The sequence below is a fragment of the Komarekiella delphini-convector SJRDD-AB1 genome (assembly GCF_014831675.1).
Classification (GTDB): Bacteria; Cyanobacteriota; Cyanobacteriia; order Cyanobacteriales; family Nostocaceae; genus Komarekiella.
In genome coordinates this window covers 257325-283032 of record NZ_VJXY01000001.1, presented here as the reverse complement: position 1 = coordinate 283032, position 25708 = coordinate 257325, and the positions used below count along the sequence as shown (strand labels likewise).

Genomic DNA, 25708 nt, shown 5'->3' with positions numbered 1-25708 from the left:
AAAGTCAAGTTTCTCGTTGTAGCGATCGCTGATCAAAAGGTAATTGGGAAACAACTTGAGGTTGCTAATTCTAAGATATATGTGAAAGTAGCTCATCTATACTTTGAGGAAATTCTCCATTCTCAACTTTTTTGGTAAAAACTTGATAACAATCTTTTTTATCACCTTCCTTACGAGGAAAACCTAACCAAAGAATAATGATAATTTTTTGTTCTTTGAATGCTCTAAAGAATAATCTATATCGTTCAGGTAGCCCCATTTTTTTGATACGGCCATATTTTTGCAAAGGTTTTTGCAAAGCAAAGTGACTAGCGAAAGGGTCTTGAGGAATTTTTTCTTTAATGCCAATATTCAATGCTTTTAAGAATTTGACATCTGAATGTGTAATAAATTCTTCTTTAGGTAACTCATTTTTTAATATATGAACTCTACTACGCAATTCTACCCATTGTTTATTAAACAATGGGTAGAAAAAAATCTGCCAACCATTACAAGTAAATGCAGCCATTAATCTATAACTACATCAGCCAGTAAATCATCCATTTCATCGCTTATTTCTTGGGTATAAGAAATTAGCTCAGAAGGGTTCTGCATAGCATCCTTCATTAGAAAGTCAAGAAAAAGGCTCATCATAATGCCCTCATCATCAACTTCATCAACATTATCGGTTTCTAATCTAACTAAGAACGTGTTATCAGATAGCACTTCAATATGGCCTGAAGCATTAGCTAAATGAGGATAATCCTTATAGAATGCGCGAGGTAAGCGAAACCCATCTTGATTTCCTACCTTTGCATGAGTTACGGGATAACTTTTTACAGCCATGAGCTAATTCCTAATTAGGAAGATACTAGGCATTCAAATACAATACCTAGATACTATAAATTTGATGTGAGAAGTTATATTGTTGTTACAACAACTGTTATAACTTACAAATAAACTATAACAGATTCCAAAAAAAAAGACTATAAGTTAATATAATAATTTTTGATTAAGTAGATATACTTTTAAAGTAAATTGCATATAAACCTCTGAGTCCTATATACAGACTTGGAACCATAATATATAAAAAAGACAGGCAAGATGCCTGTCCTACAAGTAATTATTTAGCAGAGAATTTAGAAATTCATCTCGGCAGCTTGAACTTTCTCAACCTGCTTTTTCTTCAGCACCAGCATAACTTGAGCCAACATCACCAGAGCGATGAACGCAATCATCCATTGGACTCTAGATGCGTCTTGCAATACGATTTCTGCATCTTGTTGACCAAATCCACCCACGTTCGGGTTGCTGGTCAAAGCATCACCAGACTTGACTGTTTGTCCTTCAGAAACAATCAGTTCTGGGCCTAGGGGAATCGTCTCCTTAACAACTTCACCAGATTCACTTTGGATGCTTACAACATATTTGACGTTACCGTCTCCGTCTTCCTCTTTGGCAATTTTGCTAATTGTGCCAGTAGCGGAAGCGTTGTAAACTGAGTTGTTGCTCTTTTCGCCAGTGGGGTAAACTTGTCCGCGTCCTCTGTTACCACCTACGTGAACCGAATATTTACCGAAGTGGATGTTTTTATCGGTTGCGGGGTTGGGAGAAAGAACTGGGAAGACAATTTCCTGATACTGTTCACCGGGTAGGGGGCCGACGATGATAACGTTATCTTTCTCTTCGCTGTAGGGTTGGAAGAATGTGTCACCGACTTCTTCTTTAAGTTCCTCAGAAATCCTGTCTTCAGGAGCAATCTTAAAGCCTTCGGGTAGCATCAGTACAGCACCGACATTCAAGCCGACTTTAGAACCATCGGCACCAACTTGCTGCAAGCTGGTATCGTAAGGAATTTTCACCACAGCTTTAAATACAGTGTCAGGTAGCACCGATTGGGGAACTTCCACATCTATAGGCTTAGCTGCTAAGTGACAGTTGGCGCAAACAATCCGTCCGGTTGGTTCGCGGGGGGTTTCGGGGTAGGTTTGCTGTGCCCAAAAGGGATAGGCAGCAGCCGGTTGGGGAAGGACTAGATCGCTGGTGAAGTAAAATGTCACGGTAGCGATCGCTATGAGCAATGTTTTGACAATCGCTCTAGCACTGCGAGTTAACCTCGCTGTTATGAAAGCATTTCTCATCTCTATAAGGACAACGATTGAATTAGTCATTGGTCATTAGTCATTAGTCACTTGTACTGAGCAGAGCCATTGGCGCAGCCTCTCGTAGAGAAGTATTAGTCATTAGTCAAGGGTCAAGCAGTCAAGAATCAATACTTTGGACTTTTGACTCTGGACTTTAAACTAATAACTCAGCACGGGCTAAACCATAGCTATCCGCGCTTCAGCACTTGATTAACCCCACCAAGGTTCTTCGCCGGTGCGGAAGTCGGTTTCAGTCCAAGGGGTTAAGACGATTTTGTCGTCGTTGACATTGGTATGGGCCAAAGCTAAAGACAGTGGTGCTGGGCCCCGAACAACCTTACCAGTTGCATCGTATTGGGAACCGTGACAAGGACATTTAAACTTGTTTTCAGCCACATTCCAAGGGACAACACAACCTAGGTGGGTGCAGATAGCATTGATACCGTAGTCAGCGATCGCCTCTTTGCTTTCTACCACAATATAGGTGGGGTCGCCCTTTAGTCCTTGAACTAGATTGCGATCGCCTGGGTTACGGTTTTCGAGAAATTTACTGACGCTGACATCGTTACCTAACTCATCTTTCGCTGTTGTACCACCACCAGCACCACCAGTAGCGGGTGGAATAAAGTACTTGACAACGGGATACAATGCACCCAGAGCCACTCCAGTGACAGTCCCAAAAGTGAGCAGATTCATGAATTGACGACGCCCCATATCGGGCACGTCTGCTGATTCAGAAAATTGAGCCATAATCTACGCGCTCTTTATGTATTTTGCTAAGCATTTTGACAGGAGTACTAGTACTTGAGCAACTCTTGTCTAAGTCGAAATGCTAACGCCCACAACGATGCCGTACTTCTCTGTTCCAAGATATATCTAGCATCTTTTCTGTTAGCATTACATTTCTTTATATCCCTATCATACTTGAGTTACGGAACTTAACATCATAACTAAATGTAAAATCTAATTGAGAAAAGCTATGACAGGACAGGAATTACGCCAAATGTTGCTTGATAAGTGGGGATACTCTTACGATGTGCAGTTGCGGCGGACACAGGGGAAAATATTTCTGCAAGTCATGTGGAAATACTTAGAGCAGGCTTCTTTTCCGTTAAGTGAGGCAGAGTACCAAGAGCATCTTGATAGTATCGCCAATTATCTTCACGCCTTGGGCGGGGCAACACAAGTACAAACATTTATCATTGAAACACGCGATCGCCCCCGACTCGGCAAAGCTGTTAGCATTCCTCTAGATTTGGGCGAACGTTCTTCAGAATGGATATTATGACTTTGCTTTTTTTATTTTTTATTTTTAAACTTTTAATCATACACTAAATTCAGCAGTTATAAAATGATAATTTCTCAGTCTATTAAATGTAGTTACAAAATACATATATAGTGAGTTTCATAAGCATAGACCATAGTAGGGTGAGCATTACAATACTCACCCTAAAAACTGTAGTCTAATTAATTAAAAATTGCTGTATATTATTGAACCTAACTATAAAAGTCTTTTACCCAAAGGCACATCTCTGTCTGGCTGGATTAATGCAACTTCTCCATCGTCCAGAACTACACCTAAGACTAAAACTTCTGAAATGAAATCAGCGATTTGACGAGGTGGAAAATTGGTAACAGCTAATATTAATCTATTGATTAAATCCTCTTGTTGATAAAGTTTGGTAATTTGAGCACTAGATTTTTTGATACTTAAATCACCAAAGTCTATCCACAATTTATAAGCTGGTTTTTTGGCTTTGAGAAACTCTTCTACTTTGATGACTTTGCCAACACGAATCTCAATTTTTTCAAAGTCATCATAGGTAATTTGTAACATTTACTTGTGAATTGACATTTTAATTTTGAATTGAAGCATAGACGCCTAGAGAGTAGGTTCCCACATGATAGCGACTGTTATTTACCTGTAAGCTTAACTAGCCCAACGCCACCAAAGTAAAGCCCAAGTACTGCTCCCGCCAGAAGACTTTGGGTAAGGGGGTCAGTAGAAGGTGTCAGGATAGCCCCTAAAACTACTGCTCCCATAATCACGTAACGCCAACCAGCAAGCATTTTTTCAGAAGAGACAATTCCCAAATTACCAAGCAAAACTTGGATGACAGGAATTTGAAATGCTAAACCAGTGCTGAATAACAAAAGCAACACAAATTCAAAATATTTGTCAATCGACCACAGTTGTTCTACTACATCTGCTCCATAGCTGATGAAGAATTTTAAAGCTGCTGGGATAAGGAGAAAATAGGCAAATACTAACCCAGCTGCAAACAGCACACTTGACCCCAAAACCACAGGCCCCAGCAAGCGGCGTTCGCGACGAGTCAATCCTGGGAGGACAAACTGGATAATTTGGTAAAGAATAAAGGGGCTAGAAAGTACTAAACCTGTGTATGCTGCAACTTTGAAGGAGACAAAGAAATATTCTCCAGGAGCAAGCTGGAGAAATTTTACTCCTTGAGCTGGGACTTCCAATAGCTGGACAATCGGCTTGACGGCAAAGAAACAGCCAATAATACCCACTGCTACAACAATCAGCGAATAAAAAATCCGCTGTCGCAACTCCTCTAGGTGGTCGAAAAGGGACATCTCAACTTCACCTGGCAAATCATCAAGAAAATCAGTTTTTGAGTTGCCGTATCCTTCTTGGTCGATATCGGCAGTGGTTACAGTATCTACATCTGGTGAAGGCGTCATGAGTCAGCTAGTAGGCAACATTTGTTAACTATTTTATCCGGGGTAGCAGCTATCAAAATATGTTTTTGGCTGCTTGAAGATTTTTGTCCGGTTTTTTGGCGTTGCATTTGTATAAGTTAAGTAAGAAGCCATCTTTTAGCCAATGCCTACCCTACAAACAGGGTGGAACCGATAATTTGCAAATTACGTCTCTCAAGTAAGCAGTATTTAGTAAATTGATACAAAATCTTTGACATACAAAGCTCAGTTTTTAACAGTAAACAGTAAATGGTAAACAGTAAACATAATTGGGTTTAAGGAGAACCACTAAGGGGGCGCTCACTTCCAACCGAAAACTAATAACCCAAAGCCGATTAGCAGCAGGCGCTATCTGGCAAGTTTAAATCCCCCAACTGTTTACTGTTTACTGTTCACTGTTTACTGATTTAAGCTCCGGTTCATTTAAGGTGGTATGTGCTATGGCGCAATCGGAAATTGTGATCTGAGGTTTTGTATGAATAGGAAAATTTACATTGGATTGATGGCATTACCTGTTTATTTATACAATGCCTGTTCAAGCTTTGCTAGTAGTGACGTGCCAATATTCAACTCTAAAATTCGCATAACAACTGCTGCAATTGCCGTCACCACAAATGCTCAGTTAAAAATAGTACCGTGGCGAATACCAGCTAGAGACGACCAAACAGAAGATTGTCTTCGGGCAGGCATCTGCAAAGATTGATAGGGAATGATTTTCAGTTACACGTGAATAGTACTTTTCTTTGGCTAGTTTAGTGAATGCGCTCTTTGCGCTTAAACTAGTATATTTTTATTTTTACATAGAATACTATATCTACTCGGTAAGACTCCTATTGGATTTAGGAAAAATTCTGTAGCTCTGAATCAAATGCTCGCCAATTAAGTAGCCGATTGTAAATGCTGTTGGGCGATCGCTTGTAGTCATGGGCCAGCCAATATCTTAAAATCGGTGCTGTTGGGCGATCGCCTGTCATAACGCATATGACTTTGTACTTGCAACAAAACTTGTATGACAGTCATAGCCTTGTGTGTGCTGATTGCCAGCAGTTATATGATGACGGTGCTTATTTTGAGTCGTAGTTAAGATAAAGGAGTAAAAAACTCTCACTCACCACGAGCAATGACCTCAACCCTGCTGAAATTTCCTCGTCTCAATGCTCCAAAGCTCAGGCAGTTGCCTAATGGTTTGACAATCATCGCGGAGCAGATGCCAGTTGAAGCCGTTAATCTAAGCTTGTGGGTTAAAGCCGGCTCGGCTGTTGAATCAGATGCTATTAACGGCATGGCTCACTTTTTAGAGCATATGATTTTTAAGGGAACCGAGCGACTGGCTAGCGGCGAGTTTGAACGCCGAATTGAAGAACGCGGTGCTGTTACCAATGCCGCTACTAGCCAAGATTATACTCATTACTATATAACCACTGCTCCTAAAGATTTTGCTGAACTGGCTCCACTACAAATAGACGTAGTATTTAATCCCAGTATTCCTGATGATGCCTTTGAACGTGAGCGATTAGTAGTCTTAGAAGAAATTAGGCGTTCAGACGATAATCCCCGCCGCCGGACGTTTCGACGGGCAATGGAGACAGCGTTTGATTTGTTACCCTATCGCCGTCCAGTATTGGGGCCAGAAGAAGTAATTACCCAGCTTCAACCCCAGCAAATGCGAGATTTTCACGCTAATTGGTATCAACCTCAATCAATTACTGCTGTGGCTGTGGGGAATTTACCTGAAGAAGAATTAATTGAAATTGTTGCTGAGGGATTTGCACAAGTTAATAACAGTCAACAGTCAACAGTCAACAGTCAACAGTTAAGTGTTAATCCTGAACCTGCTTTTACAGAAATTGTCCATTGTGAGTTTATTGATGAAAGTCTCCAACAAGCAAGGATAGTTATGGTTTGGAGGGTTCCAGGCTTGACTCAAATAGATCAAACTTATGGACTGGATGTTTTGGCAGGAATTTTAGGACAGGGACGGACATCAAGACTAGTACATGATTTGCGGGAAGAACAAGGATTAGTGTCTTCCATCGCTGTGAGTAATATGAGTAATCTGCTGCAAGGGACGTTTTATATTTCGGCTAAGTGTGCAGTGGAAAATTTACAAGCTGTGGAAGATGGAATCGCTCAACACATCCGTAAGTTACAAACAGAGTTAATTGCAGAATCAGAAATTGCTCGTGTGCGGCGGCGAGCAGCTAACAGGTTTATTTTTGGTAATGAAACACCAAGCGATCGCGCTGGGTTGTATGGTTACTATCAGTCTATGGTGGGAGATTTAGAACCAGCGTTTAACTACCCAGCTAATATTCAAGCTCAGAATGCTCCTGAATTGTTATTTGCAGCTAATCAGTATCTTGCCCCAGATGCCTATGGTGTAGTTGTCCTCAAGCCGTTTAAGTAGTCAAAAATAATTGACTAATGACCAATAACAAATGACAAAATTGCATGATGTGGACTGAAATTGACGCCCATATTAGCCAGGTAACTGGCGAAAAATTTCAGAGTCAGCAGCGGCGATCGGTTAGTGGTGGGTGTATTAACCAAGGCTATGCTGTCTCAAGTGGTAAGCTAAACTACTTTGTCAAGCTCAACCAAGCATCGCAAGTTGCCATGTTTGAGGCTGAGGCGCTGGGTTTAGAAGATATGTTAGCAACAGCTAGTATTCGCGTACCAAAACCAGTTTGCTGGGGAATAGCTGCTAATTCTAGCTACATTGTGTTGGAATGGTTGGAACTTGGTGGTGACAGTAATTCTAGCGAAGAGATGGGGCGCAAATTGGCGGCGATGCATAAAGCCAGCAGTAGCCAAGGTTTTGGTTGGAAAATTAATAATACTATCGGTTCCACACCTCAAATCAATACTTGGACAGCAGACTGGGCAGAATTTTATGCTAAACATCGACTCTCGTATCAATTTCAGTTAGCACGACGGGGGGGTAATTTCCCTCAACAAGAAAAGCTACTAGCGGCTATTCCAGAATTGTTGGCACACCAAGTAAAACCCTCTTTGGTACATGGTGATTTATGGGGCGGAAATGCTGGGTTTACTGTGTCGGGAGAACCAGTGATTTTTGATCCAGCAACTTATTTTGGCGATCGCGAAGTTGATATCGCTATGACAGAAGTGTTTGGTGGTTTTCCAGCAGCTTTTTACAAGGGTTATAACGAAGTGTTTCCTTTAGATGCAGGCTATGAGAAGAGAAAAACGCTCTATAATCTGTATCACATTTTGAATCACTTCAACTTATTTGGTGGCGGTTATGGTTCGCAAGCCAACCGAATGATTGACCAGATTTTGCGTTGAATTTTATCTCCTACAAGTGGTCAAATCAATCAGTAAAATTAGCTGAAATAGCACTTAGCTGATACTGGGGAATTGGCTGTTTTGTAATTAAAGAATAAATAACATCTGGATCAAGGTCAGCCCCCGATTCCCAATGAATCGTTCCATATTCAGGGTTGACTTCAACTGTGGCAAAGTATTCTTTATCTTGCAAAGGCGTAAATACCCCTGTAAATTGGACAATTTTACTAATATCAACTACTCCTTCAATCCCATCTTCAAAGCGGATATGAAGTTGATAATTTCCTCTTGGCTCTACTGAAAGTATATCTTTGAGCATAATTTACTCCAGTGAAGAAATTTTATTTAAAGTTTGATTATCTCTAGCAAGTTTCCAATCTTCCATTAGTTCAGCTTGATACAAAGCCGCCCATTCTGTACTAGTTTAAAAAGTCTGGGAGTGAGTTCCCCTTCTAAAATTTCCAGGGTTTTCGCTGTCTAGATCCCCGACTTCTTTGAGAAGTCGGGGATCTAATTTTTCATTCATTGTTTTATCCTCTGGTTTCGATATCGTATAGATTGCATAAGGTGAGGATTTTTTGCTTCAGGCGATCGCGCACATTTTCGGGTAACATCACTACACAATCTGGCGCATATTGCATGACTTCGCGGCTAAACCAAAATGTACTAGATACTCGCCTGACAACTCGCCGGACTCGCGCTTTATCTGGTATCCACTCATTAATATTGTCTTCTTGTTTAGCTTGATAGGCAAAAGCCAAGCCAGCAAATAGATGCATTTCCACTTCTATCTCAGCCAAATTTCGCCACTCACCAGAAATTGGCATAACAGCAGCTTCTATAATCCTGTCTAATCGTAAACTCCAGTTGTGAACCAGTTCTGGTATATCAAAGTTTCCTTCTGTCTCTTCGCACCAGCAATCAAGATATTGCCGCTTTTCGTGGGGTGTAACTTTAGCATAGCGAACGGTAAAATTAAACACACGCTCTGCTGCATCTTGATAAGAAAGCTGAAAGGGCTGTTCGCGCAAGATATAGCGGTCTATTTCTAAGCGCCAAGATGGGGGCAAATTCTCTAAAAAACGTTCGATTTCGCCTCGCAACGGTAATGATAGTTCACTGCGTTCGAGAAGTAAGTGTGCAATGATTTGGGCTTGTTCAATTTGCCCGATATCTGTCAAAGCACTGATACATCTATGTAATGCCCTGATGCGTGGTTCTTTCCAATCGTTATTTTTACCGATGAGTAACTTGCGTTGAGCGATCGCTTTAATTAACTTCGAGATGTTAGGGTCTTCTCCCCACATCATACCGAATTCACGAGCGATCGCTTCTAGCTCGGCTTTATCACGTTCTGATATCGACAGCGTTATAGACTGACCTTTTCGACTCATTAAAATGTCCGTGTACTTTATATGTATACTCTCTTGTCAACTTCTATTTTGCGTGCCAATATTTAATTTAACAACGAGTTACGGACAGTTTTTAAGTCAAGTGAAAATTTCGCACCAATGGTGTGAGAAATAGCCTGGAGATGTTTTATACCCATCTAAAAAACTGCAACCATTGGTTGCAGAAATTTGTAAGTGGTATTTAGCACATACATAAAAACTGCGACCAATAGTTGGCAGAAATTATTTGGATTTATAAGTTTGTCATTCTTTCAACTAGCAGTTTCGATCAACTAATCATTTGCAGAGAATTTTCAAGGATATGTCCGAAAATTACAGCATAAATCTCAAACCTGTTTATTCTCAAACCGTTATTACACCTGACGGGGTGAAATTACCTAAAAATTGGTCGCTTTCTTGGCATCAATCAGAAACCTATCAAGCATTACAAGACCCAAATATTGATGTTGTCTTTAATAGAGCCATGACAGGCGATGGTAAAAGCTTGGCTGCTTATTTGTCAGCGATGACAAATCGCACGTACACTTTAGCCATGTATCCGACAAATGAACTTGCAAGAGATCAAGAAAAACAGGTGCAAGGATACAAAGATATATTTAAACCCAAGTACGAACCGCAAATCAGACGATTAACCGCAGCTATTTTGGAGAAATCTATAGCAACTAGTCAGATGTCTTCTAAACGAGATGGGATAGAAGACTTTTCTACTAACTATGAAATTATGCTGACGAATCCTGACATCTTCCATTACATCCATAATTTTTACTACTTGAGAGGAAAAATAGATAATCCTGACAGGTTATTTAGACGTATAGATGAAAATTATAAATTATTTATCTATGATGAATTTCATATTTTTTCATCTCCACAAATAGCTAGTGTCATCAATACCATACTTTTAATGAAACACACTGGCAATGCTAATAAAAAATTTCTCTTTCTTTCTGCTACGCCTAACGAGCTATTAAAGACTTTTTTGGATAAAGCTCAACTTAGATATAAAGAAATTGATCCGGTTGATGTTGGAGCTTATAAATTTTATTCAGATAACTTAAACAATGACTGGCGACAAATTAATCAGCCTATTAACTTGTGTTTTCCTCAAGATATAGAGCCTAATTTGAGTTCTAGCTACAAATGGATAGAAGAAAACGCCGAAACAGTAATTTTAAAGTTTTTTCAAGATAATCCAAACAGCAAAGGGGCAATCATTCTCAATTCAATTGCAGCAGTCAAAAAGCTAATGGACAAGTTAAAACCTATTTTTGAACCGCGATGGAAGGTTAGAGAAAATACTGGTTTAACAGGAGAAACTGAAAAATCTCAGTCGGTTGCTGAAGCAGACTTACTTTTGGGTACATCTACAATTGATGTTGGTGTAGATTTTCGGATTAATTTCCTAGTTTTTGAAGCTGCTGATGCCGGAAATTTTATTCAACGCTTTGGTAGGCTTGGTAGACATGAAGGATTTGAAACTTATCAAGCTTATGCTTTAATACCTAACTTTCTTGTCGCAAGGTTATTTGCAGATAAATCCCATCCTCTACAAGATGGTGAAACTTACGATCGCGTTAATTTTAATAATGCTATTAATGGATTTTGGACATTTAAAAATCAGTTTGAGCGATATCCTCAGCGATGGGGTGGGATTCAATCAGCTTATATCTATTCAAAGCTGCAAGGAAACCATCACATGAAAGAAAAATATCCAGAGGTAGCTAAAAAATTTGTTACTAGTATTCAAAATGCTTTGGGAATTAGTATTAAACAAATGAATGCACAGTTTTATCGCTGTCAAAGTGAAGGGAAAACAAAAATTATTGATGAGGCTAGGAGTTTTAGGGGAAGTAGCCAGTTAGATTGTGCAATTTATGACTTAACTAATCCAGATGAGCCGGAAGCTGAAAAATTTAAAATGTATAATCTTCCTGGCATTCTCAATAACTTTATTTTCGAGTTATGGGATAAAAATAGCTTTATAGAAAAAGCTGAGAAAGCAGGAGTAGTTACTACTCGCTTTGATAAGGCTTTGTGTTATTTGAAGTTCAAAGGCTATCGAGAGGTGCGGGAAGATTGGCACTTTTATTATCCAGGGAATCTGAGAGAAGTGGCTAAATCTGGTAAGGTGCAAGTTCTGAATGACTTAGAGATTTGCCAACGACACGGTTACGGTATCAACCAAATTAGTGATGCAGTGGGTAGACGTAAACTAGTGTGCTTTATTTCAGACCGCGATCGCAACTTTTTACGCGCCACCCTCGGACTACCTATGCACTTTCAAGCTTACCCCCTCACCAATGAGCCAGAGGATAGAAGTCCTCGCTACACCATTACTTTTGGACAAGATGCCCTGTTACTGGAAACCTTAACTTGGCATTGGAAGCCAAAAGACGATGAGGGATGGATATGTTAGAACTAGAGGCTATTAAAGGTGAAGCTACATGAGTAACAATGATTTGCTTTCTCGAATTTCTATTGACCCAAATATTTGTTTCGGTAAACCGTGCATTCGTGGACATCGTATTTGGGTTTCTTTAATTCTCGACCTTTTAGCGGCAGGAGAAACAATAGAAACCATTCTAGAAGAATATCCTGGCTTAGAAAAAGAAGACATTCTTGCTTGTATAGCCTATGGTGCTGAGATGACAAGGGATTGTTTTGTCGAGATTCCTCTAGGAACTCACAGGGAAGCAAAAAAGTGAATATCAAACTAGATGAAAATCTTGGTAGCCTGCGGGTGGCTACATGGTTGCATTTAGCAGGACATGATGTTGCAACAGTTAGAGAACAAGGTCTTACTTCTACTCCAGATGGGAAATTAATTGATATTTGTCACAGCGAAACCAGGATATTAGTTACTTCAGACAGAGGATTTGAAAATCGTCTGAAATATAATCCCTTAAACTATTCAGGAATAGTAGTGCTACGTTTACCATCCCGTTCTAAATTTGCTGATTGGCGTGAAGCTATTGAGACATTAATTGCTGGTTTAGAAGCCGCAGAGGTGACGGGTAAATTGTGGATAATTAGCAACGGAAATATTCAAGAGTATCAACCAATTGAGCCAGAGGATAAAAATTAATGAGTGAATATGATGATGACTTACCCGAAGAAGTACCAGATTTTGATACTACAGAATATGAGGATGATCAATCACCTTTAAAACGCGAATTACTCACTATTCGGTTATTTAAAGAAGCTGTAAAAAAGGCAAAAGGAAATGAAGGCGATCGCATCCTAGAAAAGTTCGCAGATTATGTCTTACCTAACTTAATTAAACAGCTAGCAGGAGCGACTGCTAAAGGTGGTAAATTCTTTGAAATCACAATAAAAATCATTAATGCCAAAAGAGCCGCCGCAGGTAAAAATCCGGTTCGTAGAGATAATGCTGGCGACCAATCTATACTTGCTCACTTACTTAACGGTCTATTTCCCAGCTATCAAATTTTGAAAAGATTACAAGCAGAAGAAATAGGTACAAACCCAGTTAAACGTAGTTGCGAAGACTTGCAAACCTCTGTATTTATTGTTTCTTACTTATTGCATGACTATGAAAAATTCCCTGATTATCCAAATTGGTTAGAACAAAACTCGATCAATCGCAATTGGGAAGAAGAACCACCAAAAAAAGAATATGCTCCGAATCTGGGACGTGCATACATTGCCAAAAAGATTTTAGATTTTGGTTTATATCACTTACTTGGTGAAGAATGGGAAGAACTTATTGATGACATCATTGAGATTAGCAGTAATGCAGGTGTTAAAAATGATTCTGATTTCGGTTTAACGACTCGTGGACTCAAACCTTCAGATAATGAAATATTAGATAGTAGAATTAGACAAGTTTTAATTGACTTAATTAGATTATCTGATTTATTTGCTTCAGTTGTCAAACATCCGCGAGATGTAGAATCTGGAGGCTTACAGACATTACTGACAAGATTAAGTAATCATCAGCTAAAACTTACTTATCACTCCCTTTGCGAGAATCGCGGTATTCTCACAAATATTTTCAATAACGCTTTAATAGCAGCACATCCTGAAGAGTTTTATACACCATTGTTGTATTTACCTGATGGTGTTGTCTATTTAGCTATTGTTGCTGCTCCTCCGATTACAACTGATAAGATTCCCGAACAAGTTATTGCCAAAATTAAGTACCTGTGTTCAGAGAAGCTAAAAGAAAGACAAACAGGTTTTAATCGTGATGGTAAAGGTTTTAAGTTTGCGGATTATTACTGGTTATTTTTTGATGTAGTTGAATTAATGGAAGTTAGCATTAATGCTGCTTCTCGACTACTTCCAGACTCAAAAACTGCTTCTGCTGGTAAACGAGGTGAAAGTTTACAAAGTTATCAAGCACAAGGTGAACTAGCGACACATTTAAATTTACAAATTGCTAATGAAGTTCGTATTGATAGATTGGCAGAGTTTGGTGATACTCTATGTCGAGGAATTTGGGGTAGTTGGTGTGAAAAAGTTAATGATTGGCAGAAACAACAGCCAAAAAATGAGAGGAGAACTATTCCTGATTTAGATTTGACACAAAAGTTAGCTGAATACTTAGAGTTATCAGCAGATATTCCAGCTATCAGACAAATTCAATCTTTGAAAAAAACAGGTGGAGTACCTCTTGATTGGTATTATCTAGCATCACAATACTTTCGCAATCATTCAGGATTAGACTTTGCTCAAATCCTGGAAGTAATGAAAGGGATGGTAAATTATGCTGCTGTTTTTATTAGACCAATTTTAGCAGAGTTTCAGGATGCACCTAATGGCTGGGATGATTTAAAAACTTATGTTAACCGAATTATTTCATTACCAACAGGCGCAGCTATAGAACCAGAGATAGACTCGTTTTTAGTTGAACTAAAACGCTATAGTGCCGCCAAAATTACAGGTAGAGGACGAGAAAATGTTTGTGCAATTTCTAGTTCCTCGTATACTGTGACTGAACAAATGGAATCAGCGACTTTATTCGCACCTCAAGTCTACAGTAATCGTCAGATTTTATTTAATGCTCAAGCTGCTAAACGGCAAATTTGCTCAATTTGGTCAATTGAAATCATGTTGAGACAAATTTTGATGAACCAAACAAATGCTGTAGGAGCAGACTTTGAAGGACGTAAATATCGCTATCTCTATCTTTATCCAACTTACTTTTTTACCCCAGAAACCAATAAATTTTTGCAATTAGCTTACAATCAATTTTCTCGAACCCGGTTTGATGCTGAAATGCGTAAGCATTTTATTACCGAAAATCAAGTTGCAAATTTTGAAATTGAAGATTACCTAAAAGTAGATTCTCTTCTGATTAAAGAAAATCTAAAGCCAGAGGACGATCGCACCTTCAAAATTAGCTTTTCAGACAAAGAAACATTGACATTTTTCTTTTTAGGTTTACCTCCTGGAAGAGACGCTACAGACACAGAATCTTGGGTAACACCAGCTTGGCTGGCGTTAGTATTACCGCTTGTTCTTGATGTGAAAGTGGTAGCGTCCGAATCACCTGTACCACCTTTTATCAGTGGTGCTGATTTTGAAGAAACAGTTTTAATTGATGGAGAACATCAAGCAATTCGTTCTTTGATCAAAAAAGATAACTATCGTTTAGATAGTATTCTCCCTCGTAGTTCACAAAAGCGTAAATTTTCTCCGCTCAATGCTCTGACAGCGGCTTACTCCATCCACTTGGAAGTTAACCGTAAAAAGGATGGCGATCCAGATTGGGGAAAATTAGCAGATTTAGCGCGAGATTTAGAAACCAGTCCTCTTTATGTCTTTCATTACCTCAATAAATGGCTACGGAAGCAAGACAAAATTGATTCTGTACCTCTTGCTAAAGTTCGCCTATACTTGGATTTTTACTACTATTTTGAACCAGAAGGAAAAGCTGTGAATCAACTACGTAAATTAACAGAACTCTACCGTCGTTTTTATCGTTCTAAAAGTCAATATGCTAAAGCTAATGCCATTCTAAAACCAATTGATGAGGCTGCGGATGTAATTTTGAAAATTGATAAATCTATAGCTAATGATACTGATTCTTTAACAGATGTGGTAGCTGCGCGTTTGTCAAAGCTGATGAATAATGTGCGTCGCAAAGCTGCTGAAGGAAAACCCACACTAACTTTAATTGATGGTAAGTGGAAACCGGCTTTAACTTCGGAAGAAGAACGTCAAGCAGTTTATGAGTTTTCTAAGTATTTTGTGAAAGACATTTTTGAGGAAAGTTTTAAAGGCGATCGCGCACGTTTAGCAGGTACTCAACTCAATTTAATAAGAGATACCTGTGAATACCTTTATCGTCTAGCAGATGACGAAGAACGTAAAGCACGTCCACAAGATGAACCTGATGATATTCCTGAATTAGAACTTTAACCATCAGTCTAATTTATTCTTTTCTTCCAACTAACTAAATCGGAGCAATCAAACCATGAAATTCTTAAAAACACTCGATTCTAAGTTTTTCCACGATGTAATCCCTGCTAAACCAATGGGAAAATATGCTCATTTCATTACTATTCGTGTTACTGAGTCTTATCCTTTATTCCAGACAGATGGTGAACTGAATAAAGCAAGAGTACGTGCTGGAATTGAAAATAAAGAACCTATTAGTCGTTTGGCAATGTTTAAGCGCAAGCAGTCTACACCAGAACGTTTAACAGGTAGAGAATTATTACGTAACTACAAAATTGGTGAGTGGGAAAAATGCGATTACAACGTAGATTTCAGCAAAACTACTCCTGATTGTATTCTCTACGGTTTTGCTATTGGTGATTCTGGTTCTGAAAAGTCGAAAGTAGTTGTAGACACAGCGTACTCAATTACACCCTTTGATGATTCTCACCTTAACTTTACCCTCAATGCACCTTTTGAAAATGGCACGATGAGCCGTCAAGGGGAAGTAACCAGCCGTATTAATAGTCAAGACCATATTTTACCTCAAGTCTTTTTCCCCAGTATTGTCACGCTGAAAGATCCCACTGAAGCTGGATTTCTCTACGTTTTCAATAATATTCTCAGGACACGCCATTACGGAGCGCAGACTACCCGCACTGGTAGAGTGCGTAATGAGTTAGTTGGAGTCATTTTCGCTGATGGTGAGATTGTTAGTAATCTTCTTTGGACTCAAAAGATATATGACGTAATGAGCAATGCAACTCCAAAGCAAATTAATCCACCTGATCCGCTCAATGAAGACGAGGTTTTAGAGGCGGCTACACAAGCAATTACTGCTTTTATGTCCCAAGAGTGCATTTCTCATACTGATTTTGTTGGTGCATCCTTTACACAACTTTTGAGTGAAGTGAAGTCTATCACCAGTGATGAAACTCGATTGCAAGAAATGTTGAGTCAAGCAAATGCTGAATCATCTACTTATGCTCAAACATGGGTTCTTAAATCAGGTAAGAAAGACGCTAAGAAAGATACCAAGGTTAATAAAAAAGCTGCTGCTGTAACGGAGTAAGCAAGATGGTAATTATTTACCGCTGTCAAATAGAACTACATGACAGCCTCTATTACGCAACTCGTGAAATCGGGCGATTGTATGAAACAGAGCCAATAATTCACAATTACGCTCTCTGTTATGCACTGGGTTTAGTTGATAGCCAAATCTACTCTACTACCGTTGCTGAAGAACATTCCTATCGCTATTTTTGCCCTGAACAAGTGCCAAAATATGATGAGCATTTAACGCCACTCAATCAACAAAATATTTACGTAACTCCGGCGCGATCGCTCAATCATTCTTCTATCCTCAACACCTGGAAGTATGCTAACAACAACTACCACGTTGAAATGGAGAAAACACAGAAGAATATCCCTAGTTTTGGGAGAGCAAAGGAAATAGCGGCAGAAAGTATATTTGAGTTTTTTGTCATCTCCCAAAAAGAACTCAAACTACCAAAGTGGATTCGCTTGGGTAAATGGATGAGCAAGGCTGAAGTGACAGTAGAACCATTACCGAAACATAAAATTTCTGAAGGTATATTCACTTGTACACATCCATTAAATCCGTTAGATGTGATGTTCAACAATCAAGTGATTAGCTATGATGTTGTAAATATGCCTCCAGTTAGCTTAATTCAGAATGTCCAAATGCGAGGGCAATACTATCAATTTGATGGCATTCAAAACTTAAAAATTCCGGCTCGGATAGAATATCGTTTTCGGAACTAATCACTTCCTAAAACCTTTACTACGTTTTTTCTTTTTCGCAGGTTCTAGCGTCCAGTCACAAATTACGTTAGAATTTTTGACCCCTGTTAGTTCTGTACGCTCCCCACATCCATCGTGAAACACTATCAACAACAATCCAACGCCTTCCCCAGCGATTACCTAAATAACTTGTGGGGAGAAATTCAAGCTTGTTCTTACTTTGCTATCAACAATCTCAACCGCGATTTTGTTGCCACTAAAGGCTTTTCGGTGGTGTTTCAACGTTCTGGATTGCCACAATTAGAGCAGATGTTTCCCTATTTCAAGCCTTATTTAGACTTAGCTCTCCAGCCGAATTGTAATGCTTTTTACCTCAATCCTTTACAACTCAAAGAAGGCTCCCGTGTTGATCCGCACATTGATCGCTCTCTGCGTTCTTACTGCAAAACCGTTGAACCGCCTGCGGTTGTTAGTGTCCTTTATGTGCGAGTACCTGCGGATATGGAGGGGGGAGAACTGGTATTGCGATCGCACAAACGCCAACTTGGACAAATTAAGCCACAAATCAATACTTTAGTTTATTTTCAAGGTGATTTAACTCATTCAGTTAACGCTGTCAAAACTCCAGGAAATCGCCTAAGTTTGGTTTGTGAACAGTATAGTTTGAGTGAGGTTGAACTCCAGGAAATTCCCCAATTTACTGTAGAGTCAAGAGTTACTCAATCTACAACTAAGAAAAGAAAGTATGCCTCATAGCTTAGTGTTGAATTTGCTTCCTCAATCGCTTATTCCACCACAGTTTCTCACTGGTAGACATCTGCACGCCCTATTTTTAACCCTTGTTAGTTCTGTAGATAAAGAATTGGGCGATCGCTTGCACGATTCTACCGCAGACAAAGCCTTCACTCTTTCTCCCCTCCAAACTAATTCCTCCCTTTTGAAGGGGGGTAAGGGGGGATCTAAATTGCAATACTCACATCAACAACCCATCCCCGCCGGGACACCTTGTTGGTGGCGCATCTCTTTATTAGATGACACTTTATTTGGCAAACTTACCCAACTCTGGCTAAATCTTAACCCCAATCGGCCTTGGCATCTTGGCCCTGCTGACTTGTACATTACCAGCATTCAAGGCACACCCCAATCTATGCAACCTTGGGCAAATGCTAAGACCTATACTCAATTATACGAAGAAGCTAGCGATCGCCACAGCACAATTGACCTGACATTTTCCACGCCTACCGCCTTCCGCCAAGGAAAGTATGACACTACCCTTCCTACTAGAGAATGTGTCTTCAATTCCCTACTTTCCCGATGGAATAAATATAGTGGTGTTGAATTTTCATCCATTGCCATAGAGTCAATATTTCCCTCTTTCATCAACATTCATACAGAAATTTTAGCCGACTCTCGCAGTAAATTTATAGGCATCATTGGAGAAGTTAGTTATCGAATTTTAGGTGAAATTGAACCGATACATATTAAGCAAATTAACACCTTAGCCGACTTTGCTTTATATGCAGGTGTGGGACGAAAAACAACAATGGGTATGGGAATGACACGTAGGTTACAGAGGACAGAGAACAGTGCATAAGCGACAGGAGATAGTGAATAACTTATAAACAATGTATCAAATAAAACTTAGTCTAATCAGTTACCTGTTACCTACTACCTATGAAAATAGAGTTGTATTTACAGAAATTAGCAAGATGCTTACTATCCTTCGTAATCGACTAATCAATACACAATGAGTAAAAATATGAAAAATTCCCTATCCCTTGTAACCTATAACCTGTCCCCTTCATTAGAATATATTCCTATTGCGGCATTGAATCAATATGCCTATTGTCCGCATCGGTGCTGGCGGATGTTTTGTGCAGGCGAATTTAGCGATAATCAATACACAATTGAAGGTACAAGTTTACATGATCGCGTCCATTCTACAGGCGACGGACAGCGAGGAGAAACTTGGCAAATTCGGGCGATTTGGTTGAAGTCTGAGCAGTACAAACTAATCGGAAAATCTGACTTAATTGAAGCGGAATCTGGTCAGGTTTATCCAGTGGAATACAAACGAGGACGCAAAGGCGAATGGGATAACGATGAGTTGCAAGTCTGCGCTCAAGCATTATGTTTGGAAGAGATGACAGGGCAAAATATTCCGACTGGATATATCTATTATGCTCACTCTCATCAACGTCAATTAGTAGAGATTAATGCAGAGTTACGGCAAAGTGCGATCGCTACTATCAAATATGTAACAAATATCCTCAAAACCGGAACAATGCCAAAATCAGTTTACAGCAAACGCTGCACTGGATGTAGTCTATATTCGCAATGTTTGCCTAAAGCAACTGATAAAGTCAAAAGTTATCAAGAAGTAAATTAAATCATACCCTAGCAATAGGAAAAATCAAAAATGGGAACAGTTTACGTAACACAAACCGATGCTTTTATCGGCAAAGTTAACGAACGCCTCACCGTCAAAGCTGATCAAAAAACTATCTTGGATGTCCCTCTAATTAAAGTTGAAGGAATTGTAGTACTAGGTCGAGCTACTGTTTCTCCCGCCGTCCTCAGTGAACTTTTAGAACGTCACATTTGTTTAAGTTTTCTCACACAAAATGGAAAATATTTAGGGCGCTTAGAACCAGAAGTGACTAAAAATATCTTTGTTCGTAAAGCCCAATGGCAAGCAATAGGAGAATCACAACCCGCAATACATTTAGTTAGAGGTTTTATACGGGGTAAATTGAAAAATTACCGCCATACTTTACTTCGCACTCAGCGAGAATATCCTCATCTTTCTCTGAGTAATAATATCACTCGACTCGAACACGCGATCGCACCTATAGATAAGACTAGCAGTATTGATTCCCTTAGAGGCTTAGAGGGTGCTGGTAGTGCAGCCTATTTCGGTTGTTTTAACCAGCTAATCAAAACTTCAGAATTTCAATTTGAAGCCAGACGCCGCCGACCACCAACCGACCCAGTTAACGCTCTTTTGAGTTTTGGGTATTCATTGCTACGTCACGATGTGCAAAGTGCATTAAATATTGTAGGCTTTGATCCTTATTTAGGATACTTACACGTTGAGCGTTATGGTAGACCTTCTCTAGCCTTGGACTTAATGGAAGAATTTCGTCCTTTGATAGTCGATGCTGTAGTGCTGTCGCTTATCAATAAGCGATCGCTAACCTTGGCTGATTTTACCACCGAACCCCTCAGTGGTGCTGTGTCCTTAAATAAAGAAGGACTGCATACATTTCTTCGCGCCTACGAACAAAAAAAACAGTCTAACTTTAAACATCCAGTCATGGGAAACAAATGTACTTACCAAGAAGCCTTTGAAGTTCAAGCGAGGTTACTAGCGAAATACCTCATGGGAGAAATCGATAAATATCCCCCCTTAGTTCTCAAGTAACTTTAGTCAACTTAATCTCGCCATTTCTCTTTCACCTATCATGTATATTGTTGTCAGCTACGACATTCCAGAAGACAAACGTCGTACAAAAATCCATTCTGTTCTCAAGTCGTATGGTCAGTGGATGCAACTGAGTGTGTTTGAGTGCGATTTGACCTCTACCCAGTATGCTAAACTGCGATCGCGTTTAGCCAAATTGATTAAACCTGACACTGATAGCGTGCGTTTTTACTTTCTTTGTGGCTGTTGTCAGGGGAAAGTCGAACGCATTGGCGGAGAAAAACCACGAGACGAAACAATTTTCTTTGCTGAGTCCCCTTTTGGCTAGGTTACTGTATGACAAATGCGCGGAAGGGTAGGTGTACAAATTCCATAGCCTGAAAAAAGTACTTCTATCTCAACTCCAGCAAGGATTCCAGCCCACTACTAACCTATTCCTCATCCGCGCAATCTCTGAAACGCTTACAAAAATATGGTTTCAGTCTTCACACTTTACCCGCTCTCTTCCCAAGCAACTTTCCTAATGCTATGATTGCTCTTGAATAACGCAACCGCACCTTGAAAACTAAATATAGCTTGGCTTTGAGGCTCCCGCCGTTCCAATCAATCAAAATCCCTATTAGGGATTGAAACTTAAATAAGTATCCCTTAGCAGCATTGAGAATGGTTCCAATCAATCAAAATCCCTATTAGGGATTGAAACCTACCATTACTTTTTCGCCTTCTGGCTCTGTTTTGTTCCAATCAATCAAAATCCCTATTAGGGATTGAAACAACTATGCTGTATTTTGTGTTCTTGCTTCGCCTAGAGTTCCAATCAATCAAAATCCCTATTAGGGATTGAAACGGGCTAAGCTTTCTCCTCTTATTCAGCGTATTGCATTGTTCCAATCAATCAAAATCCCTATTAGGGATTGAAACTTGAACAGCAGTTTGACCTGTATTAGCAAGAATCGTTCCAATCAATCAAAATCCCTATTAGGGATTGAAACGCTCTAGTCGAGCAAAAGAGTTAAAGCAACTGAAAAGGTTCCAATCAATCAAAATCCCTATTAGGGATTGAAACATAGCCCAAGAATTACTATCAGAAGAATCGGAGTTGTTCCAATCAATCAAAATCCCTATTAGGGATTGAAACAAAACTTTTAGAAAAAGTTGCCCAAATGAAAAATCATTCCAAGTTCCAATCAATCAAAATCCCTATTAGGGATTGAAACTACGAACGCAGTGGTACAACTACGTAACGTGACTAGTTCCAATCAATCAAAATCCCTATTAGGGATTGAAACTTTACATTTTTCTAGCGCTATAGATGCACTTTCAGTTCCAATCAATCAAAATCCCTATTAGGGATTGAAACTTTAAAGTTTATCCCACTACTTCCAACCTGCTTTGTTCCAATCAATCAAAATCCCTATTAGGGATTGAAACATTAGCTCTCAAAATGCGCTAATCAACCTAAATTGTTCCAATCAATCAAAATCCCTATTAGGGATTGAAACGTCTGGCAAATATCCTTTCTCTGGCTGATACAAAGTTCCAATCAATCAAAATCCCTATTAGGGATTGAAACACTAGCAGCCCACTCTAACAATTCTTGCTGCTTAGGGTTCCAATCAATCAAAATCCCTATTAGGGATTGAAACAACACGACTATAAACTACAGCACCGCTGGCACGTAGTTCCAATCAATCAAAATCCCTATTAGGGATTGAAACATAGCCTTTGCAGCAGTTGGCTTTTTCGCAGCACGTTCCAATCAATCAAAATCCCTATTAGGGATTGAAACACGTCCGTAACCTAGAGCAGTTCGCTGACATGGGTTCCAATCAATCAAAATCCCTATTAGGGATTGAAACTACTTCTGCTTACGGACTCCATCAGCACAGTTAGGTTCCAATCAATCAAAATCCCTATTAGGGATTGAAACAGATTTACTGGATTTTCTCCACTTGGAGTACCGCGTTCCAATCAATCAAAATCCCTATTAGGGATTGAAACAATTTTCAATGCTCTAAACGTTCAGGCTGTTTTAAGTTCCAATCAATCAAAATCCCTATTAGGGATTGAAACTACCCCAATCACGGGCATTGAGAGATATGCCACATTCATGTTCCAATCAATCAAAATCCCTATTAGGGATTGAAACGATAGAGAGACTTGCCAGAGCCAAACTGACCAAAGTTCCAATCAATCAAAATCCCTATTAGGGATTGAAACGTATACGCCGAACTACAAGCGCGAACAGAGCTAGAGTTCCAATCAATCAAAATCCCTATTAGGGATTGAAACGGACAGATGCCCAAGACCGGGCTGACCTACTCCGAGTTCCAATCAATCAAAATCCCTATTAGGGATTGAAACTCTAGCAGAATTACGGAGAGATTGAACACCAGAAGGTTCCAATCAATCAAAATCCCTATTAGGGATTGAAACCAATCTCAAGTTGATAGAGAGACTTGCCAGAGCCAGTTCCAATCAATCAAAATCCCTATTAGGGATTGAAACATCCATATCATTAGCCCCATCTTTAAATGGATCGAGGTTCCAATCAATCAAAATCCCTATTAGGGATTGAAACCGATAAATTGAAAAGCGCAAATCATGTGGATATCGTTCCAATCAATCAAAATCCCTATTAGGGATTGAAACCAGGAGTGGGACAAGTAAAAGCTTGTGCAGGCAGGTTCCAATCAATCAAAATCCCTATTAGGGATTGAAACTCTTGGTTCACAGTGCTGGGGAACTGTTGCCAGCCATGTTCCAATCAATCAAAATCCCTATTAGGGATTGAAACGGGCTCTAATGGTTATTGAAGGTGTTTCTTACACAGAGTTCCAATCAATCAAAATCCCTATTAGGGATTGAAACGTGTAGAGTTGTTGCATACTGGTCACTTTAGTAAAGTTCCAATCAATCAAAATCCCTATTAGGGATTGAAACCCACCAACTGACGCTGGTGTATCCATATTTAGGGTTCCAATCAATCAAAATCCCTATTAGGGATTGAAACATTCGAGTCCCAGTCAGCAAAATTAATGATTGTTCCAATCAATCAAAATCCCTATTAGGGATTGAAACAGACTCAATGAGACTATCAACTGCTTGGGATAAAATGTTCCAATCAATCAAAATCCCTATTAGGGATTGAAACCTCAGTGATTGTTCCTGATCTACATAAAACTGGTACAGTTCCAATCAATCAAAATCCCTATTAGGGATTGAAACGCTAACGGTACGCTTTTTACCTACTTCGAGACTAAAGTTCCAATCAATCAAAATCCCTATTAGGGATTGAAACTAAAGAACACAAAATATATAGGAGTTACTTTAAAAGGTTCCAATCAATCAAAATCCCTATTAGGGATTGAAACAGCGATTCGCAGAGAACTAAATAGTTATATATGGAGTTCCAATCAATCAAAATCCCTATTAGGGATTGAAACTCGTGGTAATATTATTCTAGAAGATTCTAGAATAATGTTCCAATCAATCAAAATCTCTATTAGGGATTGAAACCAAAATGGTAAAAATGATGTTAAATACTGGGAACCGTTCCAATCAATCAAAATCCCTATTAGGGATTGAAACCTGATAAAACTGCCACGGTTAATATTGCAAGATGTTTAAAGTTCCAATCAATCAAAATCCCTATTAGGGATTGAAACAGACATTTCGTTGTATGACATAGAAAGCGCGTAGGCGTAAAGTTCCAATCAATCAAAATCCCTATTAGGGATTGAAACTTGAATAGCGCTTTTATTATCCTGAAGAAATGTATATAAGTTCCAATCAATCAAAATCCCTATTAGGGATTGAAACTTTTGGCGGCAAACACAGAGATGCCCACCGAATCATTGGTTCCAATCAATCAAAATCCCTATTAGGGATTGAAACGATATCCAACAATTCCAGGTTAGACGGATCAGCCGTTCCAATCAATCAAAATCCCTATTAGGGATTGAAACAGCTTTATCTGTATAAATAAGATTAATCATATTCGTTCCAATCAATCAAAATCCCTATTAGGGATTGAAACGAAACAGCAGCGTAACAACTGTGGTAGATAGTGGGTTCCAATCAATCAAAATCCCTATTAGGGATTGAAACGGCGGTGATTTTGACTTAATCAATCGAGAAATGCGAAAAGAGTTCCAATCAATCAAAATCCCTATTAGGGATTGAAACTCGTAACCTATCTCTTTAAAAAATGTCATCTGTTGCAGTTCCAATCAATCAAAATCCCTATTAGGGATTGAAACTCCCGTATCTTTGATCATGGGAATGCAATCAGATCCAGTTCCAATCAATCAAAATCCCTATTAGGGATTGAAACTGACTAATCAAATATCAAATTACATTACTACTCACATAGCGTTCCAATCAATCAAAATCCCTATTAGGGATTGAAACTAGTAGTATTTTTTGCTAAAATTGAGAACAGGTTTAAGTTCCAATTAATCAAAATCCCTATTAGGGATTGAAACCTCTGATGAAATACCGTTGCTCGATGCTTTAATGTTCCAATTAATCAAAATCCCTATTAG

The 25708-nt window shown here is 39.2% G+C and carries 24 protein-coding genes and 1 CRISPR repeat array (1 of these 25 running past the window's edge); of the genes, 15 read left to right on the top strand and 9 right to left on the bottom strand.

The features are described from left to right. Positions 1–70: 70 nt before the first annotated feature. The 4 genes from FNW02_RS01235 to petC form a co-directional block, all read right to left on the bottom strand. Positions 71–508 carry a type II toxin-antitoxin system YhaV family toxin gene (locus tag FNW02_RS01235; RefSeq protein ID WP_191755778.1) on the bottom strand — a complete coding sequence of 146 codons (438 nt, stop codon included), beginning with the start codon at positions 506–508 and terminating at the stop codon, positions 71–73. Continuing rightward, on the bottom strand, positions 508–825 hold the full coding sequence (locus tag FNW02_RS01230) for a hypothetical protein (RefSeq protein WP_191755777.1): 318 nt from the start codon (positions 823–825) through the stop codon (positions 508–510). The genes FNW02_RS01235 and FNW02_RS01230 overlap by 1 nt, the downstream gene beginning before the upstream one ends. Positions 826–1118: 293 nt before the next feature. Beyond that, the gene (gene petA, locus FNW02_RS01225; RefSeq protein WP_191756032.1) at positions 1119–2120 is read right to left on the bottom strand and encodes a cytochrome f; all 1002 of its coding nucleotides are present in this window, start codon (positions 2118–2120) and stop codon (positions 1119–1121) included. 213 nt (positions 2121–2333) lie between these two features. After that, positions 2334–2873 (bottom strand): cytochrome b6-f complex iron-sulfur subunit, encoded by a 540-nt coding sequence (gene petC, locus FNW02_RS01220; RefSeq protein WP_191755776.1) that lies wholly within the window; start codon positions 2871–2873, stop codon positions 2334–2336. Between the two features lie 229 nt (positions 2874–3102). Here petC and FNW02_RS01215 point away from each other — a divergent pair, with 229 nt between their 5' ends. Beyond that, positions 3103–3411: a DUF3067 family protein gene (locus FNW02_RS01215; RefSeq protein WP_191755775.1), complete on the top strand. Its 309-nt coding sequence runs from the start codon at positions 3103–3105 to the stop codon at positions 3409–3411. 213 nt (positions 3412–3624) lie between these two features. On the opposite strand, the gene FNW02_RS01210 is transcribed toward FNW02_RS01215, so the two are convergent. Further along, positions 3625–3960: a tRNA-binding protein gene (locus FNW02_RS01210; RefSeq protein WP_191755774.1), complete on the bottom strand. Its 336-nt coding sequence runs from the start codon at positions 3958–3960 to the stop codon at positions 3625–3627. 77 nt (positions 3961–4037) lie between these two features. Next, a complete protein-coding gene (gene tatC, locus FNW02_RS01205) occupies positions 4038–4832 on the bottom strand; it encodes a twin-arginine translocase subunit TatC (RefSeq protein WP_191755773.1) in 795 nt (264 codons plus the stop codon). 493 nt (positions 4833–5325) lie between these two features. On the opposite strand from tatC, the gene FNW02_RS01200 reads away from it, so the two are divergent. Beyond that, entirely contained in the window at positions 5326–5553 is a 228-nt protein-coding gene (locus FNW02_RS01200; protein ID WP_191755772.1) for a hypothetical protein, read from the top strand. Between the two features lie 136 nt (positions 5554–5689). Here the strand turns inward: FNW02_RS01200 and FNW02_RS39450 are convergent, their stop codons facing one another. Next, positions 5690–5824: a hypothetical protein gene (locus FNW02_RS39450; RefSeq protein WP_263627707.1), complete on the bottom strand. Its 135-nt coding sequence runs from the start codon at positions 5822–5824 to the stop codon at positions 5690–5692. 146 nt (positions 5825–5970) lie between these two features. Here FNW02_RS39450 and FNW02_RS01195 point away from each other — a divergent pair, with 146 nt between their 5' ends. Both FNW02_RS01195 and FNW02_RS01190 read left to right on the top strand, forming a co-directional pair. After that, a complete protein-coding gene (locus FNW02_RS01195; RefSeq protein ID WP_191755771.1) occupies positions 5971–7257 on the top strand; it encodes a M16 family metallopeptidase in 1287 nt (428 codons plus the stop codon). Positions 7258–7304: 47 nt separating this feature from the next. Continuing rightward, positions 7305–8159: a fructosamine kinase family protein gene (locus FNW02_RS01190; RefSeq protein WP_191756031.1), complete on the top strand. Its 855-nt coding sequence runs from the start codon at positions 7305–7307 to the stop codon at positions 8157–8159. Positions 8160–8184: 25 nt separating this feature from the next. Here FNW02_RS01190 and FNW02_RS01185 read toward each other — a convergent pair whose 3' ends face one another. Both FNW02_RS01185 and FNW02_RS01180 read right to left on the bottom strand, forming a co-directional pair. Continuing rightward, positions 8185–8478: a DUF2442 domain-containing protein gene (locus FNW02_RS01185; RefSeq protein WP_191755770.1), complete on the bottom strand. Its 294-nt coding sequence runs from the start codon at positions 8476–8478 to the stop codon at positions 8185–8187. A 211-nt stretch (positions 8479–8689) separates the two neighbouring features. Further along, positions 8690–9553, bottom strand: coding sequence for a WCX domain-containing protein (locus FNW02_RS01180; protein WP_191755769.1), 864 nt, complete (start codon positions 9551–9553; stop codon positions 8690–8692). Positions 9554–9872: 319 nt separating this feature from the next. Here FNW02_RS01180 and cas3 point away from each other — a divergent pair, with 319 nt between their 5' ends. The 11 genes from cas3 to cas2 all read left to right on the top strand — a co-directional run bounded on the left by cas3 (position 9873) and on the right by cas2 (position 21489). Then, entirely contained in the window at positions 9873–11984 is a 2112-nt protein-coding gene (gene cas3, locus FNW02_RS01175; RefSeq protein WP_191755768.1) for a type I-D CRISPR-associated helicase Cas3', read from the top strand. 28 nt (positions 11985–12012) lie between these two features. Beyond that, entirely contained in the window at positions 12013–12273 is a 261-nt protein-coding gene (locus tag FNW02_RS01170; protein WP_191755767.1) for a DUF433 domain-containing protein, read from the top strand. After that, positions 12270–12653 (top strand): DUF5615 family PIN-like protein, encoded by a 384-nt coding sequence (locus tag FNW02_RS01165; RefSeq protein ID WP_191755766.1) that lies wholly within the window; start codon positions 12270–12272, stop codon positions 12651–12653. Before FNW02_RS01170 ends, FNW02_RS01165 begins: the two co-directional genes overlap by 4 nt. Continuing rightward, positions 12653–15955, top strand: a complete 3303-nt coding sequence (gene cas10d / locus FNW02_RS01160; protein WP_191755765.1) for a type I-D CRISPR-associated protein Cas10d/Csc3 — start codon at positions 12653–12655, stop codon at positions 15953–15955. Before FNW02_RS01165 ends, cas10d begins: the two co-directional genes overlap by 1 nt. A 55-nt stretch (positions 15956–16010) precedes the next feature. Continuing rightward, positions 16011–17045: a type I-D CRISPR-associated protein Cas7/Csc2 gene (gene cas7d / locus FNW02_RS01155; protein ID WP_191755764.1), complete on the top strand. Its 1035-nt coding sequence runs from the start codon at positions 16011–16013 to the stop codon at positions 17043–17045. 5 nt (positions 17046–17050) lie between these two features. Then, positions 17051–17758, top strand: coding sequence for a type I-D CRISPR-associated protein Cas5/Csc1 (gene cas5d / locus FNW02_RS01150; protein WP_191755763.1), 708 nt, complete (start codon positions 17051–17053; stop codon positions 17756–17758). A 114-nt stretch (positions 17759–17872) separates the two neighbouring features. Then, positions 17873–18493 (top strand): 2OG-Fe(II) oxygenase, encoded by a 621-nt coding sequence (locus FNW02_RS01145; protein ID WP_191755762.1) that lies wholly within the window; start codon positions 17873–17875, stop codon positions 18491–18493. Next, a complete protein-coding gene (gene cas6 / locus FNW02_RS01140; protein ID WP_191755761.1) occupies positions 18483–19331 on the top strand; it encodes a CRISPR-associated endoribonuclease Cas6 in 849 nt (282 codons plus the stop codon). The genes FNW02_RS01145 and cas6 overlap by 11 nt, the downstream gene beginning before the upstream one ends. Positions 19332–19496: 165 nt before the next feature. Further along, positions 19497–20126: a CRISPR-associated protein Cas4 gene (cas4, locus tag FNW02_RS01135; RefSeq protein ID WP_225225330.1), complete on the top strand. Its 630-nt coding sequence runs from the start codon at positions 19497–19499 to the stop codon at positions 20124–20126. 30 nt (positions 20127–20156) lie between these two features. Next, the gene (gene cas1d, locus FNW02_RS01130; protein ID WP_191755759.1) at positions 20157–21161 is read left to right on the top strand and encodes a type I-D CRISPR-associated endonuclease Cas1d; all 1005 of its coding nucleotides are present in this window, start codon (positions 20157–20159) and stop codon (positions 21159–21161) included. Between the two features lie 40 nt (positions 21162–21201). Then, positions 21202–21489: a CRISPR-associated endonuclease Cas2 gene (gene cas2, locus FNW02_RS01125; RefSeq protein ID WP_191755758.1), complete on the top strand. Its 288-nt coding sequence runs from the start codon at positions 21202–21204 to the stop codon at positions 21487–21489. Between the two features lie 268 nt (positions 21490–21757). Continuing rightward, positions 21758–25708: a CRISPR direct-repeat array (repeat unit 37 nt; unit sequence GTTCCAATCAATCAAAATCCCTATTAGGGATTGAAAC) (it continues 522 nt past the right edge of the window).